The sequence below is a fragment of the Streptomyces sp. NPDC021096 genome (assembly GCF_040641275.1).
Classification (GTDB): Bacteria; Actinomycetota; Actinomycetes; order Streptomycetales; family Streptomycetaceae; genus Streptomyces.
This window is the reverse complement of the sequence record NZ_JBFADG010000034.1, coordinates 26,167-39,069: the sequence shown is the minus strand read 5'-3', so window position 1 is coordinate 39,069 and position 12,903 is coordinate 26,167. Positions and strand designations below refer to the sequence as shown.

The window sequence follows — 12,903 nt, the reverse complement described above, 5'->3', positions numbered from 1 at the left end:
GCCATCGGCGTATGCGGTTGTGCGAGCCCGTCGCGTTTGCGCAGCTCACGCAAGACGGGGCGCATAGTTCACGATCGTCACCCACACAGGTCGACTCTCGTGGAAACGACCGAGGGGCGGGGTATGCACTCGGACCATGACTACCGTGTGTACAGGGACGCTTACGCTACGGAGGCGTGCATGAGCCATGAACCGGAACTGACGGACGACTGGGAGTACACGCTTCAGGTCCCCTCCGACCCCATGGCGCCGTGCATCGCGCGACGCACGCTCCGCACCATCTTCGAGGAGCACGGCTTCCTCGAGCTCGCCGACACCGCCGAGCTGCTCACCTCGGAGCTGGTCACCAACGCCTACCGCTACTCCGACGGCCCCGCCTCCGTGCGCGTCAAACGCGAGGGCAACCGTGTGCGCGTCGCCGTCTGGGACACCAACCCCCGGCTGCCCGCCCTCGACCGCGTCACCCTGCCCGACGCCGAGACCGAAGCCGCCGAACAGGGCCGCGGCCTCGGACTCGTCCAGTGGTGCGCCGACAGCTGGGGCGGCTTCGCGCTGCGCGACCAGCCCCAGGGACTGGTCGGCAAGCTCATCTGGTTCGAACTCGGGGCGGGCACCGGATGAGGCGCCCGCCGCCGCGCCCTACAGCTGCTCGGGCGTCCGGATGCCCAGCAGCGACATGCCCAGACGCAGGGTGCGGGCCGTCAGGTCGCACAGGAAGAGGCGGTTCTCCACCTGCTGCGGCGTCTCCGCCTTGAGCACCGGGCACTCGGCGTAGAACGACGTGTAGAGCGAGGCCAGCTGGTAGAGGTACCCGGCCAGCTTGTGCGGCTCGTAGGAGGCCGTGACCTCGGCGAGGTTCTCCCCGAACTGGTCCAGGTGCATGCCCAGCGCGCGCTCGGCCGGGGCCAGCGCGAGCTCCGGGTGCGCGACCGGCCGGGCCTCGCCCGCCTTGCGCAGGATCGACTGGATCCGGGCGAAGGCGTACTGGAGGTAGACGCTGGTGTCGCCGTTGAGGGACACCATCTGGTCCAGGTCGAACTTGTAGTCGCGGGAGACCGACGTCGACAGGTCCGCGTACTTCACCGCGCCGATGCCCACCTGCGCACCACGCTCGGCGATCTGCTCCTCCGTCAGGTCCTGGGCCTTCTCCCGCACGACGGCCGTCGCACGGTCGATCGCCTCGTCGAGCAGGTCGACCAGACGCACCGTCTCGCCCTCACGGGTCTTGAACGGCTTGCCGTCCTTGCCCAGCACCGTGCCGAAACCGAGCTGGACGGCCTTCACGCCCTCGGTCAGCCAACCGGCCCGGCGCGCGGTCTCGAAGACCATCTTGAAGTGCAGCGACTGACGGGCGTCCACCACGTACAGCAGGGTGTCGGCCTTCAGGTTCCCCACCCGGTCGCGGATCGCGGACAGGTCGGTCGCCGCGTAGCCGAAGCCGCCGTCCGACTTCTGGACGATCAGCGGCGACGGCTTGCCGTCCGGGCCCTTGACGTCGTCGAAGAAGACGCACAGCGCACCGTTGGAACGCACCGCGACACCCGACTCCTCCAGGAGGCGGCAGGTCTCGGCCAGCATGTCGTTGTAACCCGACTCGCCGACGATGTCCTCGTCGCGGATCTCCACGTCCAGCTTGTCGAAGACCGAGTGGAAGTAGATCTTCGACTCGTCGACGAACCGCTGCCACAGCGCGAGGGTCTCCTCGTCACCGGCCTGCAGGTCCACCACCCGGCGCCGGGCACGGGCCTTGAACTCCTCGTCCGAGTCGAAGAGCGTCCGCGACGCCTTGTACAGCCGGTTCAGCGACGACATGGCCTCCTCACCGGAGACCTCGCCCTCGTGGTCCAGCTCGTGCGGGTGCTCGATCAGGAACTGGATGAGCATGCCGAACTGCGTGCCCCAGTCGCCGATGTGGTGACGGCGCACGACCTTCTCGCCGGAGAACTCCAGGATCCGCACGACCGCATCACCGATCACCGAGTTACGCAGGTGACCGACGTGCATCTCCTTCGCCACGTTCGGCTGGGCGTAGTCGATGACCGTCGTGCCCGGCCGCTCCGCGAGCGGCACGCCCAGCCGGTCGTCGGCCGCACGGGCCGCCAGCGTTTCGGTGATCGCCTTGTCGGCCACGGTGATGTTGAGGAAGCCGGGGCCCGACACCTCGACGTCCTGGATCAGATCGCCGGCCGGCAGCCCCTCGACGACCTTCGCCGCCAGCTCGCGCGGGTTGCCCTTCAGCTTCTTGGCCAGCGCCAGCATGCCGTTGGCCTGGAAATCCGCCCGGTCGCTTCGTCGCAGCAGCGGGTCGGCGGCGCCGGCCTCCGGCAGGGCAGCCGAGAGAGCGTCCGCGATGCGCTGGTGGAGCGTGGAAGCGAGGGAGGGAACCGAAGCCATGAGGTGGTTGCCATTCCGGTAGGCGGCATTTTCGACACCCCGAGTATCCCATGCGCCTATCACGGCCCCCGGGGAATTCCCCCGCCACGGGCAACCCCCGAGCCACCCCTTCCGTCTGGGACAATGGTCATGCCAGGACCGTAAGGAAGGAAGTGCCGTGGCTCAGGCTCAGAGCACCGAGGCCGACTGGGTCTCCCGTTTCGCCGACGAGGTCATCGCCGAAGGGGAGCGCCGCGCCCCGGGCAAACCGATCGTCGTCGCCTCCGGCCTGTCGCCCTCCGGCCCGATCCACCTGGGCAACCTCCGCGAGGTCATGACCCCGCACCTGGTCGCCGACGAGATCCGCCGCCGTGGCCACGAATGCGTCCACGTCCTCTCCTGGGACGACTACGACCGGTACCGCAAGGTCCCGGCCGGCATCGACCCCTCCTGGGCGGAGCACATCGGCAAGCCGCTGACCGCCGTCCCGGCTCCCCCCGGCAGCCCCTACGGCAGCTGGGCCGAGCACTTCAAGGCCGCCATGATCGAGGCCCTGGACGAGCTCGGCATCGAGTACCGCGGCATCAGCCAGACCGAGCAGTACACCGCCGGCGCCTACCGCGAGCAGATCCTGCACGCCATGAAGCACCGCGGTGACATCGACGCCATCCTCGACCAGTACCGCACCAAGCAGAAGCCGGCCAAGAAGCAGCAGCAGAAGCCCCTCGACGAGGCCGAGCTCGAAGCTGCCGAGGGCTCCGGCGCCGCGGCCGAGGACGACGGCAGCGCGGGCGGCGCGGGCTACTTCCCGTACAAGCCCTACTGCACCGTCTGCAACAAGGACCTCACCACGGTCACGGCGTACGACGAGGAGAGCACCGAGCTCACCTACACCTGCGCCTGCGGCCACGGCGAGACCGTCCTCCTCAGCGAGTTCGACCACGGCAAGCTCGTCTGGAAGGTCGACTGGCCCATGCGCTGGGCCTACGAAGGCGTCGTCTTCGAGCCCAGCGGCGTCGACCACTCCTCGCCCGGCTCCTCCTTCCAGGTCGGCGGCCAGATCGTCGGCCCGATCTTCGGCGGCGAGCAGCCCATCGGCCCCATGTACGCCTTCGTCGGCATCAGCGGCATGGCCAAGATGTCCTCCTCCAAGGGCGGCGTCCCCACCCCCGGCGACGCCCTGAAGATCATGGAGGCGCCCCTGCTGCGCTGGCTCTACGCCCGCCGCAGGCCCAACCAGTCCTTCAAGATCGCCTTCGACCAGGAGATCCAGCGTCTCTACGACGAGTGGGACAAGCTGAACGCCAAGGTCGCCGACGGCACCGTCCTGCCCGCCGACGCCGCCGCCCACAGCCGCGCCGTCCGCACCGCCGCCGGTGAACTGCCGACGACCCCGCGCCCGCTGCCGTACCGCACGCTCGCCTCCGTCGTCGACATCACCGCCGGCCACGACGAGCAGACCCTGCGCATCCTCGGCGACCTCGACCCGGCCAACCCGGTCAAGTCCCTCGACGAGACCCGCCCGCGCCTGGACCGCGCCGAGCACTGGATCAACACCCAGGTCCCGGCCGAGTCCCGCACCGTCGTGCGCGCCGAGCCCGACACCGAGCTCCTGTCCTCCCTGGACGAGCAGGGCCGCGAATCCCTGCGCCTCCTCCTGGAGGGCCTGGACGAGCACTGGTCCCTCGACGGCCTCACCACCCTGGTCTACGGCGTCCCCAAGGTCCAGGCCGGCCTCGAGCCCGACGCCAAGCCCACCCCGGAGCTCAAGGTCGCGCAGCGCGAGTTCTTCGCCCTGCTCTACCAGCTGCTGGTCAGCCGCGACACCGGACCGCGCCTGCCCACGCTGCTGCTCGCGGTCGGTGCCGACCGCGTCCGCAAGCTGCTCGGCGCGTAAGCACCCGGCACACGAAAGGGCCGCCGCCCGGTGAAACCCACCGGGCGGCGGCCCTTTTCGTCGTCCGCGCCTTACTTGTTCGCCGCGGCGACCGCGTTCACGGCCTCCTTGGTCGCTTCCTGCGCGCCCTTCTTCATGTCGTCCACGTCCGGCGACTTCGCACCCTCGTAACCAGCCCCGCTGTACTTCACCGTCACCACGACGTTCGCGGTGCGGGCCACCACGGTCTGGTTCTTGAAGTCGTTGTCGTCCTTCTTCGACTCGGTGCTCACCACGCTCGCACTGTCGCCGATCCCCCCGGCCTTCTCCGTCTTCGCGTTCTTCGCGCCGTCAGCCGTCGCCGCCTTCGAGACCTGCTGCTCGGCGAACGCCTCCGCACGCTTCTCGCCCGAACCCAGCGTCGGGTCCGAGGCGAATCGCTTCAGCGACACGGTCAGCGACCGGAACTGCAGATTCTTGACGTCCTCGTCGTTCAGGCCGCTCCAGAAGCAGCTCGCCGAGTCATTGGTGTCGGCGGCGGGCAGGGCCTTGCCCTCCTTCTTGTCCGCCTTCGGCACCAGGTTCTCGACGGTCTTCTCGGTGACCGTCTTGCAGACCTCCGGCAGCTTGGCGTACGTCGCCGCCTTGACCGTGGGCGCGGCGCTGGGCGCCGCCGACTTCGTGGGCTTGGCCGTCTCCTTCTCGGACCCGGAGTCGTCCGAGCAGCCGGTGGCGACGAGCATCACCGGTACTGCGGCGCAGGCGAGGATTCGGGCGAGTCGCGGGGCGGTTCGTCGGTGCATGGGTCCTTCGCTCATTCGGAGTATGTGTCGCGGGGCGTGGCGGCTGTCCCACACACCCGCGCCTTGTCGTGCCTTGGTCAGACATGGGGTCGTGCCTACGGGCACGGTACGCGGCCCGCGCCCGGCCGCGGTCGAAGCGGGCCGTTACTCGCCGGGCTAATTGCCGAAGTGCCCCGCATCGAGCTCACGGGCCAGGCCATGGGCCTTGCCCTGCAGATCCTGGCTGCTGGGCACGTGCTGCTTGTCCGTCGTCCACTGGTCGTACGCGATCGTCACCAGCACGTTCGAGGACCGGAAGACGACCGTGACGTCCCGGTGCACACCCGTGCCCGTCGTCGCCAGCTTGTCGTTCACGAACGCGTCGTCGCCCAGATCGTCCAGCACCCGGGGCGCCAGACGGGGGTCCGAGGACGCGGACGCCGGCGGCGACGACGGGGCCGAGGGCGCCGCCGACTCGTCACCGAGCTGCGGCACCGGACCCTCGGCGCGCGGGCTCGCGCCCGCCCCCGCGCTCGCGCCCGGCGAGGCGGCGGTCGAGGGCTTGGCCGAGGGCTTGGCGGACGACGAGGAGGGCGTGGCGCTCGGGATGTGCGCGGCCGTCGCCTGGCGCTCGTAGAGCTGCTGCGCCCGGGCCTCGTCGCTGACGCCCGGCTGGTAGGAGACGACGCGCTCGAAGTCCACCGACAGGTGCCGGGTGCCGTTGGGCGTCTCCAGCTTCCAGCGGCAGCCGACGCGGCGGTCGGTGTCGTAGGTGATGGCCGCCTGCCCGCGCAGGAGCCGCTTGGCCTCCTCCTCGTCGCCGTCGCCGGCGCCGGGCAGCATGCGGCGCAGGGTGGCGGGGCTGACGTAGCCGCACGGCTCGGGGAGGCTGTGGTACTTGCCGGGCGGCCCCGCGGGGGCCGAGGAGCCGGACTGCCCGGCCTTGGCGTCGATCCCGCCGCCGTCGCCGCTCCCTCCGCCGCACCCGGCGAGGCCCGTCGCGAGCACCGCCGCGGCCAGTGCGGCTGCCGGTGCGTACGCCCTTCGCTGCACTGTCCGTGGCTCCCTTCGCGCGAAAACCTTTTGCGGTCGCCCGGTGGCGACTGGACACAATGTGTACCGCACGCGCTGCCGCGTCTGCCGTCCCGCTGTCGTGGATGAGCTGATAGTTCCGGCTTTTGCGTTATCCATGTTTTTCGGGGGAATGAGGAAGGTATGTCCTACACCGAGGTGCCCGGCGCCCGGGTACCGATCCGTATGTGGGCGGACCCCGCCACGGTCGAGCCCGTAGCGATGCAGCAGCTGCGGAACGTCTCCACGCTGCCGTGGATCCAGGGCCTCGCGGTGATGCCGGACGTCCATTTCGGCAAGGGCGCCACGGTCGGCTCCGTGATCGCCATGCGGGGCGCGGTGTGCCCGGCGGCGGTCGGCGTCGACATCGGCTGCGGCATGTCGGCGGTGAAGACCTCGCTGACGGCCAACGACCTGCCGGGTGATCTGTCGCGGCTGCGGTCGAAGATCGAGGAGGCGATCCCGGTCGGCCGGGGGATGCACGACGTCGCGGTCGATCCGGGGCGGCTGCACGGGCTGCCGACTGCCGGCTGGGACGACTTCTGGGGGCGGTTCGACGGGGTCGCGGATGCGGTCAAGTTCCGTCATGAGCGGGCCATGAAACAAATGGGAACACTTGGATCGGGCAACCACTTTTGGGAACTATGCCTCGATTCGGACAATTCGGTCTGGGTGATGCTGCACTCCGGCTCCCGAAACATCGGCAAGGAGTTGGCCGAGTACCACATCGGCCAGGCCCAGAAACTGCCGCACAACCAGGGGCTGATCGATCGCGACCTTGCGGTCTTCGTCGCGGACACGCCACAGATGGCGGCCTACCGGCACGATCTGTTCTGGGCGCAGGAGTACGCGAAGCACAATCGCGAGATCATGATGGCCCTGTCGCAGGATGTGCTGCGCAGGGAGTTCCGCAAGGCCAAGGTCACCTTTGACCAGGTCATCTCTTGTCACCACAACTATGTGGCAGAGGAGCGGTACGAGGGCATGGATCTTCTCGTCACCCGCAAGGGCGCGATCCGCGCGGGCGGCGGCGAGTACGGCATCATCCCGGGCTCGATGGGCACCGGCTCGTACATCGTGCGCGGGCTGGGCAACGCGGACTCGTTCAACTCCGCCTCGCACGGTGCGGGCCGCCGGATGAGCCGCAACGCTGCCAAGAAGCGCTTCTCCACACAGGATCTGGTGGAGCAGACGCGGGGTGTGGAGTGCCGTAAGGACTCCGGAGTGGTCGACGAGATCCCGGCTGCTTACAAGCCGATCGAGCAGGTCATGGAGCAGCAGCGGGACCTCGTCGAGGTCGTGGCGAAGCTCAAGCAGGTCGTTTGTGTAAAGGGCTGACACGGTCAAGGGGCAGGCGCTGGGCGCCTGCCCCTTGATCCGTTCAGTCGGCCTGGTCTTGTGCTTTCTTGCGCAGGCGCCAGCGCCGGAGATTGCAGGACTGCTCCGATCTGCCCAGCTTCTCAGCGGCTTCTGCGATGGTCGGCGCATCGAGCAGGACGCGGTCTTCCGTCAGCGTCCATCTGCGGGTCGGCCGAGACGCGCCCATGTGCGCCGGGCGGACCCAGGCGCTCACTTCCGCCGCAGCCGAACGCTTGCGCTCCAGAGCCAGGCCCCCTGGGTGGTACAGGTGATCCGCCACTGCCACGCCTGCCTCTCGCATGTACATGATGTTGTACGCACGGTCGCGAGCGTTCCGGCTGGTCAGCTTGTGGATGCCGAGCGTCAGCTTGGTGTAGCGGCACAGGTAGGTGGCGATCGCGGTGCTCGTTGTGGCGAGGCTGACGAAGGGCAACCCCTGGGCCGTGAAGCCCACGGCGCCGTCCGCGTCGATGACTCCCCGCAGGTAGTCCGATCGGGAGAACGGGACGCGGGGCGGCGTGATGCCGGTGGATTTCTTGCCGTAGGGGAGGCCGAGCTCCACGAGGCGGTTTCTGGCCTCCAGCGAATACACGTTCCAGATTGCGGACCGGTGGCTCTCCGAGAAGTTCGTGGCCCGGGTGCGTTCCGTGATCGTGCTGTTGTAGGGGCACAGTTCCTGAAAGGCGCGCAGGATGTCGATGTCGCGATAGCTGAGCTCGACGCTCAGCCGCCCTCTCTGGCGCGTCCCTGCAGATAAATGCCCATCCGCCTGCAGGAAGCCGAACATGTACGCGTACCGCGGATCTTCGAGGTCCATGAAGGTCATGGCTCGATCGTCAGCCGCCGCAGACGCCCGGTTGTTCTGAACAACCGGGCGTCACTCGAACTCGCGAGCGCGCAACGCGCGTAGGCGCCGCTTCCGGTTGGCGTTACGCGCCCTGCGGGTACCAGCGCAGCTCGACGGTGTTGCCGTCCGGGTCGAGGACGTAGAGCGACTCGGCGGTGCCGCGGGCGCCGAAGCGGGGGCCGGGGCCGTCGACGACGGTGAAGGTGCCGGAGGCGATGACCTCCTGCCAGTCCAGGGGCTCGACGACGAGGCAGATGTGGTCGACGTTGGACTCGCCGCGCTCGCGGGCGAACAGGTCGATGATCGTGCCGGGGGAGACCCGGACCGAGGGGAAGGAGACCTTGCCCGCGCGCCATTCGTCCACGCGGACCGGCTCCAGGCCGAGGGCGTCGGTGTAGAAGGCGAGCGAGCGCTCGATGTCGGAGACGTTGAGGACGAGGTGGTCGAAGTCGATGACGCGCATGGGATCCCCCCTGGTTACGGTCCGCTGGTGGGCGGTTGCAAGGACGAAACTAGCGTTTCTTGATCGTTTGCGCATCGGTCGCCGGTCCTGCGACCGCGGTCCGGGTGGTGGCTCAGCTCTCCCGGTGCACCTTGTAGTTCGAGGCCTGGGCGCGCGGGCGGACGACGAGCAGGTCGATGTTGACGTGCGGGGGGCGGGTGACGGCCCAGGAGATGGTGTCGGCGACGTCGTCGGCGGTCAGGGGCTCGGCGACGCCGTTGTAGACGGCCGCGGCCTTGTCCTTGTCGCCACGGAAGCGGGTGAGGGCGAACTCCTCGGTGCGCACCATGCCGGGGGCGATCTCGACGATGCGTACGGGCTCGCCGCACAGTTCCAGGCGCAGGGTCTCGGCGATGACGTGGGCGCCGTGCTTGGCGGCGACGTAGCCGCCGCCTCCCTCGTAGGTGGCCAGGCCCGCCGTGGAGGACAGGACGATCACGGTGCCCTCGGCGTCGACGAGGCGGGGGAGCAGGGCCTGGGTCATGTGCAGGGTGCCCAGGACGTTGACGTCGTACATGGTGCGCCAGTCGGCGGGGTCGGCGGTGGCGACGGTCTCGGTGCCGATGGCGCCGCCGGCGTTGTTGACCAGGACCTCGACGGGGCCGTGGTCCTCGAGGAAGGCGGCGAAGGCGTCGACGGCGGGGCGGTCGGTGACGTCGAGGACGTAGGGGATGGCCGTGTGGCCCGCGGCCGTCAGCTCTCCGGCCAGGGCGTTGATGCGGTCCTCGCGGCGGGCGGTGAGCACCACGCGGTATCCGGCGGAGGCCAGCCGACGTGCGGTGGCGGCGCCGATGCCGCTGCTCGCGCCGGTGATGACTGCGGTGCGGGTGCTCATGCTGGGCCTCCTGTGGCTGGAGTGGTCTAGCCGCAGCATAGGCCGCGCGCGGCGCCGGGTCAGCGGCTGCGGGGCGCGTACATGATCACCGCTACGCCGGCGAGGCAGATCAGGGCGCCGGCCACGTCGTAGCGGTCCGGGCGGTAGCCGTCGGCGACCATGCCCCAGGCCAGGGAGCCGGCGACGAAGACGCCGCCGTAGGCGGCGAGGATCCGGCCGAAATGGGCGTCCGGCTGGAGGGTGGCGACGAAGCCGTAGGCGCCCAGGGCGAGGATGCCGGCGCCGATCCAGGCCCAGCCCCGATGCTCGCGCACGCCTTGCCAGACGAGCCAGGCGCCGCCGATCTCCAGGAGGGCGGCGAGGAGGAAGAGGGCGGTGGAGCGGGCGATGAGCATGGCCGCAGGCTACGGCCCGGGGCGTTCCGGGGGGATTTCTACGGCCACACGAGGCAGTACGGCTGGTGGCCGGCCTCGTGCAGGCGATGGGAGAAGTCCTGCCATTCGTGCAGCAGCTGGTAGACGGAGAACGCGTCGCTCGGGCCGCCCCGGTCGGGAACCGTGGACCAGATGAAAGCGGCTGCGCCCACCGATTCCTCGCCAATGCCGCGCAGCGGGTCGACCACGGTCATGGGGAGCTTGACGACGGCGTAGTCGGGGTGGAGAACGACCAGCTCGAGAGGGGGAACCTTGTGCAGGGGTATGCCTTCGATGCCGGTGAGGACCATCGCGGCCACCGTCTCCGGTTTGATCTTCGTAAACATGCCGCCCATGCCCAGCTCATCACCGCCGAGCTCTTCGGGGCGCATGGAAATGGGCACGCGGGCGGCGGTGGCGCCATTCGGTGCCCCGAAGTATTTGTAGGTCACCCCCACCCGGCCACTCCTGCTCGCGCTGTATTCCTCGGGTTGTTCCTCGCGCCGGTGTCGTCCCCTGTGGGCCCGCTCGGCGCGCTCGGGCCCCAGGTCATCGGTGCCCTCGCCCAATCCGCCACCGCGATGCATATCTCCACCCGACCGCATTTCTAGGCGGCACAGCCCCCGCCGCGCAACCCGATCATCGTCTCAGAGACCTCCCCCGTGGGCAGCGTGCGAAACGCCCGGCCGCGACTCGCCGGAGGGCTCTGAGACCATGGCTAGCGTGAGCTACCCATATGAAGCCCCAGTCTCGCAGACGCTATTCGACCGCGCGTCGGTCGTGACCCCCGGTGGCGTGAACTCTCCGGTGCGCGCCTTCCGAGCCGTGGGCGGTACGCCCCGGTTCATGGTCTCCGGTTCCGGTCCGTACCTGACCGACGCCGATGGCCGGGAATATGTGGACCTCGTGTGTTCATGGGGGCCGATGATTCTCGGCCATTCCCACCCGGAAGTGATCGCGGCCGTACAGGAAGCCGTCGCGCGCGGCACGTCCTTCGGTACGCCCGGTGAGGGCGAGGTCGCGCTGGCGGAGGAGATCGTCGCGCGGATCGAGCCGGTGGAGCAGGTGCGCCTGGTCTCGTCCGGTACCGAGGCGACGATGTCGGCGATCCGGCTGGCCCGTGGTTTCACCGGCCGCGCCAAGGTGATCAAGTTCGCGGGTTGCTACCACGGCCACGTGGACGCCCTGCTGGCCGCGGCCGGCTCCGGCCTGGCGACGTTCGGCCTTCCCGACACCCCCGGGGTCACGGGCGCCCAGGCCGGGGACACGATCGTCCTGCCGTACAACGACCTGGAGGCCGTGCACGCCGCCTTCCACGCCCACCCGGGTGAGATCGCGTGTGTGATCACGGAGGCGTCGCCGGGCAACATGGGCGTGGTGCCGCCGCTGCCGGGCTTCAACGCGGGGCTCAAGGCGGCCTGTGCGCAGAACGGCGCGCTGTTCATCTCCGACGAGGTGATGACGGGCTTCCGTACGAGCAAGGCCGGCTGGTACGGCGTCGACGGCGTGAAGCCGGACCTGATGACCTTCGGCAAGGTCATGGGCGGCGGCTTCCCGGCGGCGGCGTTCGGCGGCCGCGCCGATGTGATGGCGCACCTGGCCCCGGCGGGCCCGGTCTACCAGGCGGGCACGCTCTCGGGTAACCCGGTCGCCACGGCGGCGGGCCTGGCGCAGCTGCGGCTGCTGGACGACGCGGCGTACGAGAAGGTGGACGCGGTCGCGGCGGAGATCGGCTCCCTGGTGACCGAGGCGCTGGCCAAGGAGGGCGTGGCGCACCGGCTGCAGACGGCGAGCAACATGTTCTCGGTGTTCTTCACCGAGGCGCAGGTGACGGACTACGACAGGGCCAAGGCGCAGGAGTCGTTCCGCTTCAACGCCTTCTTCCACTCGATGCTGGCGCAGGGCGTGTACCTGCCGCCGTCGGCGTTCGAGTCGTGGTTCGTCTCGACGGCGCATGACGCGGCGGCGATCGAGCGGGTCGCGGCGGCGCTGCCGGCCGCGGCGCGGGCGGCGGCCGCGGCGACGGAGGAGGGGACCAAGTGAGCGCGGAGAAGAAGCAGGACGACATCACGGTCGTCCATCTGATGCGCCACGGCGAGGTGCACAACCCGGATGGCGTCCTGTACGGGCGCCGGTCGGGCTATCACCTGTCGGACCTGGGCCGGCGGATGGCGGACCGGGTGGCGGAGCATCTGGCGGAGCGGGACGTGACGCATGTCGTGGCCTCGCCGCTGGAGCGGGCGCAGGAGACGGCCACGCCGATCGCGAAGTCGCACGGGCTGGACCTGGCGACGGACGAGCGGCTGATCGAGGCGGCGAACGTCTTCGAGGGCAAGACCTTCGGGGTCGGTGACGGTGCGCTGCGCAAGCCGGCCAACTGGAAGCACCTGACGAATCCGTTCCGCCCCTCCTGGGGTGAGCCGTACGTCGAGCAGGTGGTGCGGATGATGGGTGCGCTGGACGCGGCGAAGGACGCGGCGCGCGGTCATGAGGCCGTGCTGGTGAGCCATCAGCTGCCGATCTGGATCGTGCGCAGCTTCGTGGAGAAGCGGCGGCTGTGGCACGACCCGCGCAAGCGGCAGTGCACGCTGGCGAGCCTGACGACGTTCACCTACCGGGGGGACAGGATCGTTTCGGTGGGTTACAGCGAGCCCGCGCGGGATCTGGTGCCGGCTCATCTGCTGGCGGGCGCGAAGCCGGTGAAGGGCGGCGCCAAGGCGTTCGGCGCCTAGGGGGTCGTACGCCCGCGCGAGCGAGCCGCGGGGTCGCAACCGAAAGTGTCGTGAAGGCACTGAAAAGAGCGCAACCGTCGTAGTTCGACGCGCCCTCGTACCTAATGTCCATT

Annotated in this window: 13 protein-coding genes; 5 read left to right on the top strand and 8 right to left on the bottom strand. The window is 69.5% G+C overall.

From position 1 onward, the window contains the following. Positions 1 to 180: 180 nt before the first annotated feature. Complete coding sequence (locus tag AB0G59_RS27110) at positions 181 to 621, top strand: ATP-binding protein (protein WP_071965504.1); 441 nt, start codon at positions 181 to 183, stop codon at positions 619 to 621. Between the two features lie 18 nt (positions 622 to 639). Here AB0G59_RS27110 and argS read toward each other — a convergent pair whose 3' ends face one another. After that, complete coding sequence (gene argS / locus AB0G59_RS27105) at positions 640 to 2,394, bottom strand: arginine--tRNA ligase (protein ID WP_360916735.1); 1,755 nt, start codon at positions 2,392 to 2,394, stop codon at positions 640 to 642. 157 nt (positions 2,395 to 2,551) lie between these two features. Between argS and lysS the strand changes: the two genes are divergently transcribed. Next, positions 2,552 to 4,270, top strand: a complete 1,719-nt coding sequence (lysS, locus tag AB0G59_RS27100; RefSeq protein WP_360916732.1) for a lysine--tRNA ligase — start codon at positions 2,552 to 2,554, stop codon at positions 4,268 to 4,270. A 71-nt stretch (positions 4,271 to 4,341) separates the two neighbouring features. Here lysS and AB0G59_RS27095 read toward each other — a convergent pair whose 3' ends face one another. Then, positions 4,342 to 5,052, bottom strand: a complete 711-nt coding sequence (locus tag AB0G59_RS27095; RefSeq protein ID WP_360916729.1) for a hypothetical protein — start codon at positions 5,050 to 5,052, stop codon at positions 4,342 to 4,344. 156 nt (positions 5,053 to 5,208) lie between these two features. Next, entirely contained in the window at positions 5,209 to 6,084 is an 876-nt protein-coding gene (locus AB0G59_RS27090; protein WP_360916726.1) for a hypothetical protein, read from the bottom strand. A gap of 162 nt (positions 6,085 to 6,246) precedes the next feature. Here AB0G59_RS27090 and AB0G59_RS27085 point away from each other — a divergent pair, with 162 nt between their 5' ends. Continuing rightward, positions 6,247 to 7,440, top strand: coding sequence for an RtcB family protein (locus AB0G59_RS27085; RefSeq protein WP_360916723.1), 1,194 nt, complete (start codon positions 6,247 to 6,249; stop codon positions 7,438 to 7,440). A 43-nt stretch (positions 7,441 to 7,483) separates the two neighbouring features. On the opposite strand, the gene AB0G59_RS27080 is transcribed toward AB0G59_RS27085, so the two are convergent. The 5 genes from AB0G59_RS27080 to AB0G59_RS27060 form a co-directional block, all read right to left on the bottom strand. Further along, positions 7,484 to 8,287 carry a hypothetical protein gene (locus AB0G59_RS27080; protein WP_360916720.1) on the bottom strand — a complete coding sequence of 268 codons (804 nt, stop codon included), beginning with the start codon at positions 8,285 to 8,287 and terminating at the stop codon, positions 7,484 to 7,486. Positions 8,288 to 8,390: 103 nt separating this feature from the next. Then, positions 8,391 to 8,771: a VOC family protein gene (locus AB0G59_RS27075; protein ID WP_360916717.1), complete on the bottom strand. Its 381-nt coding sequence runs from the start codon at positions 8,769 to 8,771 to the stop codon at positions 8,391 to 8,393. A gap of 112 nt (positions 8,772 to 8,883) precedes the next feature. Beyond that, positions 8,884 to 9,645 (bottom strand): SDR family oxidoreductase, encoded by a 762-nt coding sequence (locus AB0G59_RS27070; protein ID WP_360916714.1) that lies wholly within the window; start codon positions 9,643 to 9,645, stop codon positions 8,884 to 8,886. 59 nt (positions 9,646 to 9,704) lie between these two features. Beyond that, on the bottom strand, positions 9,705 to 10,040 hold the full coding sequence (locus tag AB0G59_RS27065) for a YnfA family protein (RefSeq protein ID WP_071965511.1): 336 nt from the start codon (positions 10,038 to 10,040) through the stop codon (positions 9,705 to 9,707). Between the two features lie 38 nt (positions 10,041 to 10,078). Then, the gene (locus AB0G59_RS27060; protein WP_079274286.1) at positions 10,079 to 10,645 is read right to left on the bottom strand and encodes a hypothetical protein; all 567 of its coding nucleotides are present in this window, start codon (positions 10,643 to 10,645) and stop codon (positions 10,079 to 10,081) included. A 127-nt stretch (positions 10,646 to 10,772) separates the two neighbouring features. Here AB0G59_RS27060 and hemL point away from each other — a divergent pair, with 127 nt between their 5' ends. Both hemL and AB0G59_RS27050 read left to right on the top strand, forming a co-directional pair. After that, a complete protein-coding gene (hemL, locus tag AB0G59_RS27055; RefSeq protein ID WP_360916709.1) occupies positions 10,773 to 12,101 on the top strand; it encodes a glutamate-1-semialdehyde 2,1-aminomutase in 1,329 nt (442 codons plus the stop codon). 41 nt (positions 12,102 to 12,142) lie between these two features. Next, positions 12,143 to 12,790 (top strand): histidine phosphatase family protein, encoded by a 648-nt coding sequence (locus AB0G59_RS27050; RefSeq protein WP_360916775.1) that lies wholly within the window; start codon positions 12,143 to 12,145, stop codon positions 12,788 to 12,790. Positions 12,791 to 12,903: the final 113 nt, after the last annotated feature.

What these genes read in the sequence shown, in the direction of transcription:
- AB0G59_RS27110 (WP_071965504.1), top strand. Translation starts at nt 181, where the DNA reads ATGAGCCATGAACCGGAACTGACGGACGACTGGGAGTACACGCTTCAG.
- argS (WP_360916735.1), bottom strand. Translation starts at nt 2,394, where the DNA reads ATGGCTTCGGTTCCCTCCCTCGCTTCCACGCTCCACCAGCGCATCGCG.
- AB0G59_RS27095 (WP_360916729.1), bottom strand. Translation starts at nt 5,052, where the DNA reads ATGCACCGACGAACCGCCCCGCGACTCGCCCGAATCCTCGCCTGCGCC.
- AB0G59_RS27085 (WP_360916723.1), top strand. Translation starts at nt 6,247, where the DNA reads ATGTCCTACACCGAGGTGCCCGGCGCCCGGGTACCGATCCGTATGTGG.
- AB0G59_RS27080 (WP_360916720.1), bottom strand. Translation starts at nt 8,287, where the DNA reads ATGACCTTCATGGACCTCGAAGATCCGCGGTACGCGTACATGTTCGGC.
- AB0G59_RS27075 (WP_360916717.1), bottom strand. Translation starts at nt 8,771, where the DNA reads ATGCGCGTCATCGACTTCGACCACCTCGTCCTCAACGTCTCCGACATC.
- AB0G59_RS27070 (WP_360916714.1), bottom strand. Translation starts at nt 9,645, where the DNA reads ATGAGCACCCGCACCGCAGTCATCACCGGCGCGAGCAGCGGCATCGGC.
- AB0G59_RS27065 (WP_071965511.1), bottom strand. Translation starts at nt 10,040, where the DNA reads ATGCTCATCGCCCGCTCCACCGCCCTCTTCCTCCTCGCCGCCCTCCTG.
- AB0G59_RS27060 (WP_079274286.1), bottom strand. Translation starts at nt 10,645, where the DNA reads ATGCATCGCGGTGGCGGATTGGGCGAGGGCACCGATGACCTGGGGCCC.
- hemL (WP_360916709.1), top strand. Translation starts at nt 10,773, where the DNA reads ATGGCTAGCGTGAGCTACCCATATGAAGCCCCAGTCTCGCAGACGCTA.
- AB0G59_RS27050 (WP_360916775.1), top strand. Translation starts at nt 12,143, where the DNA reads ATGCGCCACGGCGAGGTGCACAACCCGGATGGCGTCCTGTACGGGCGC.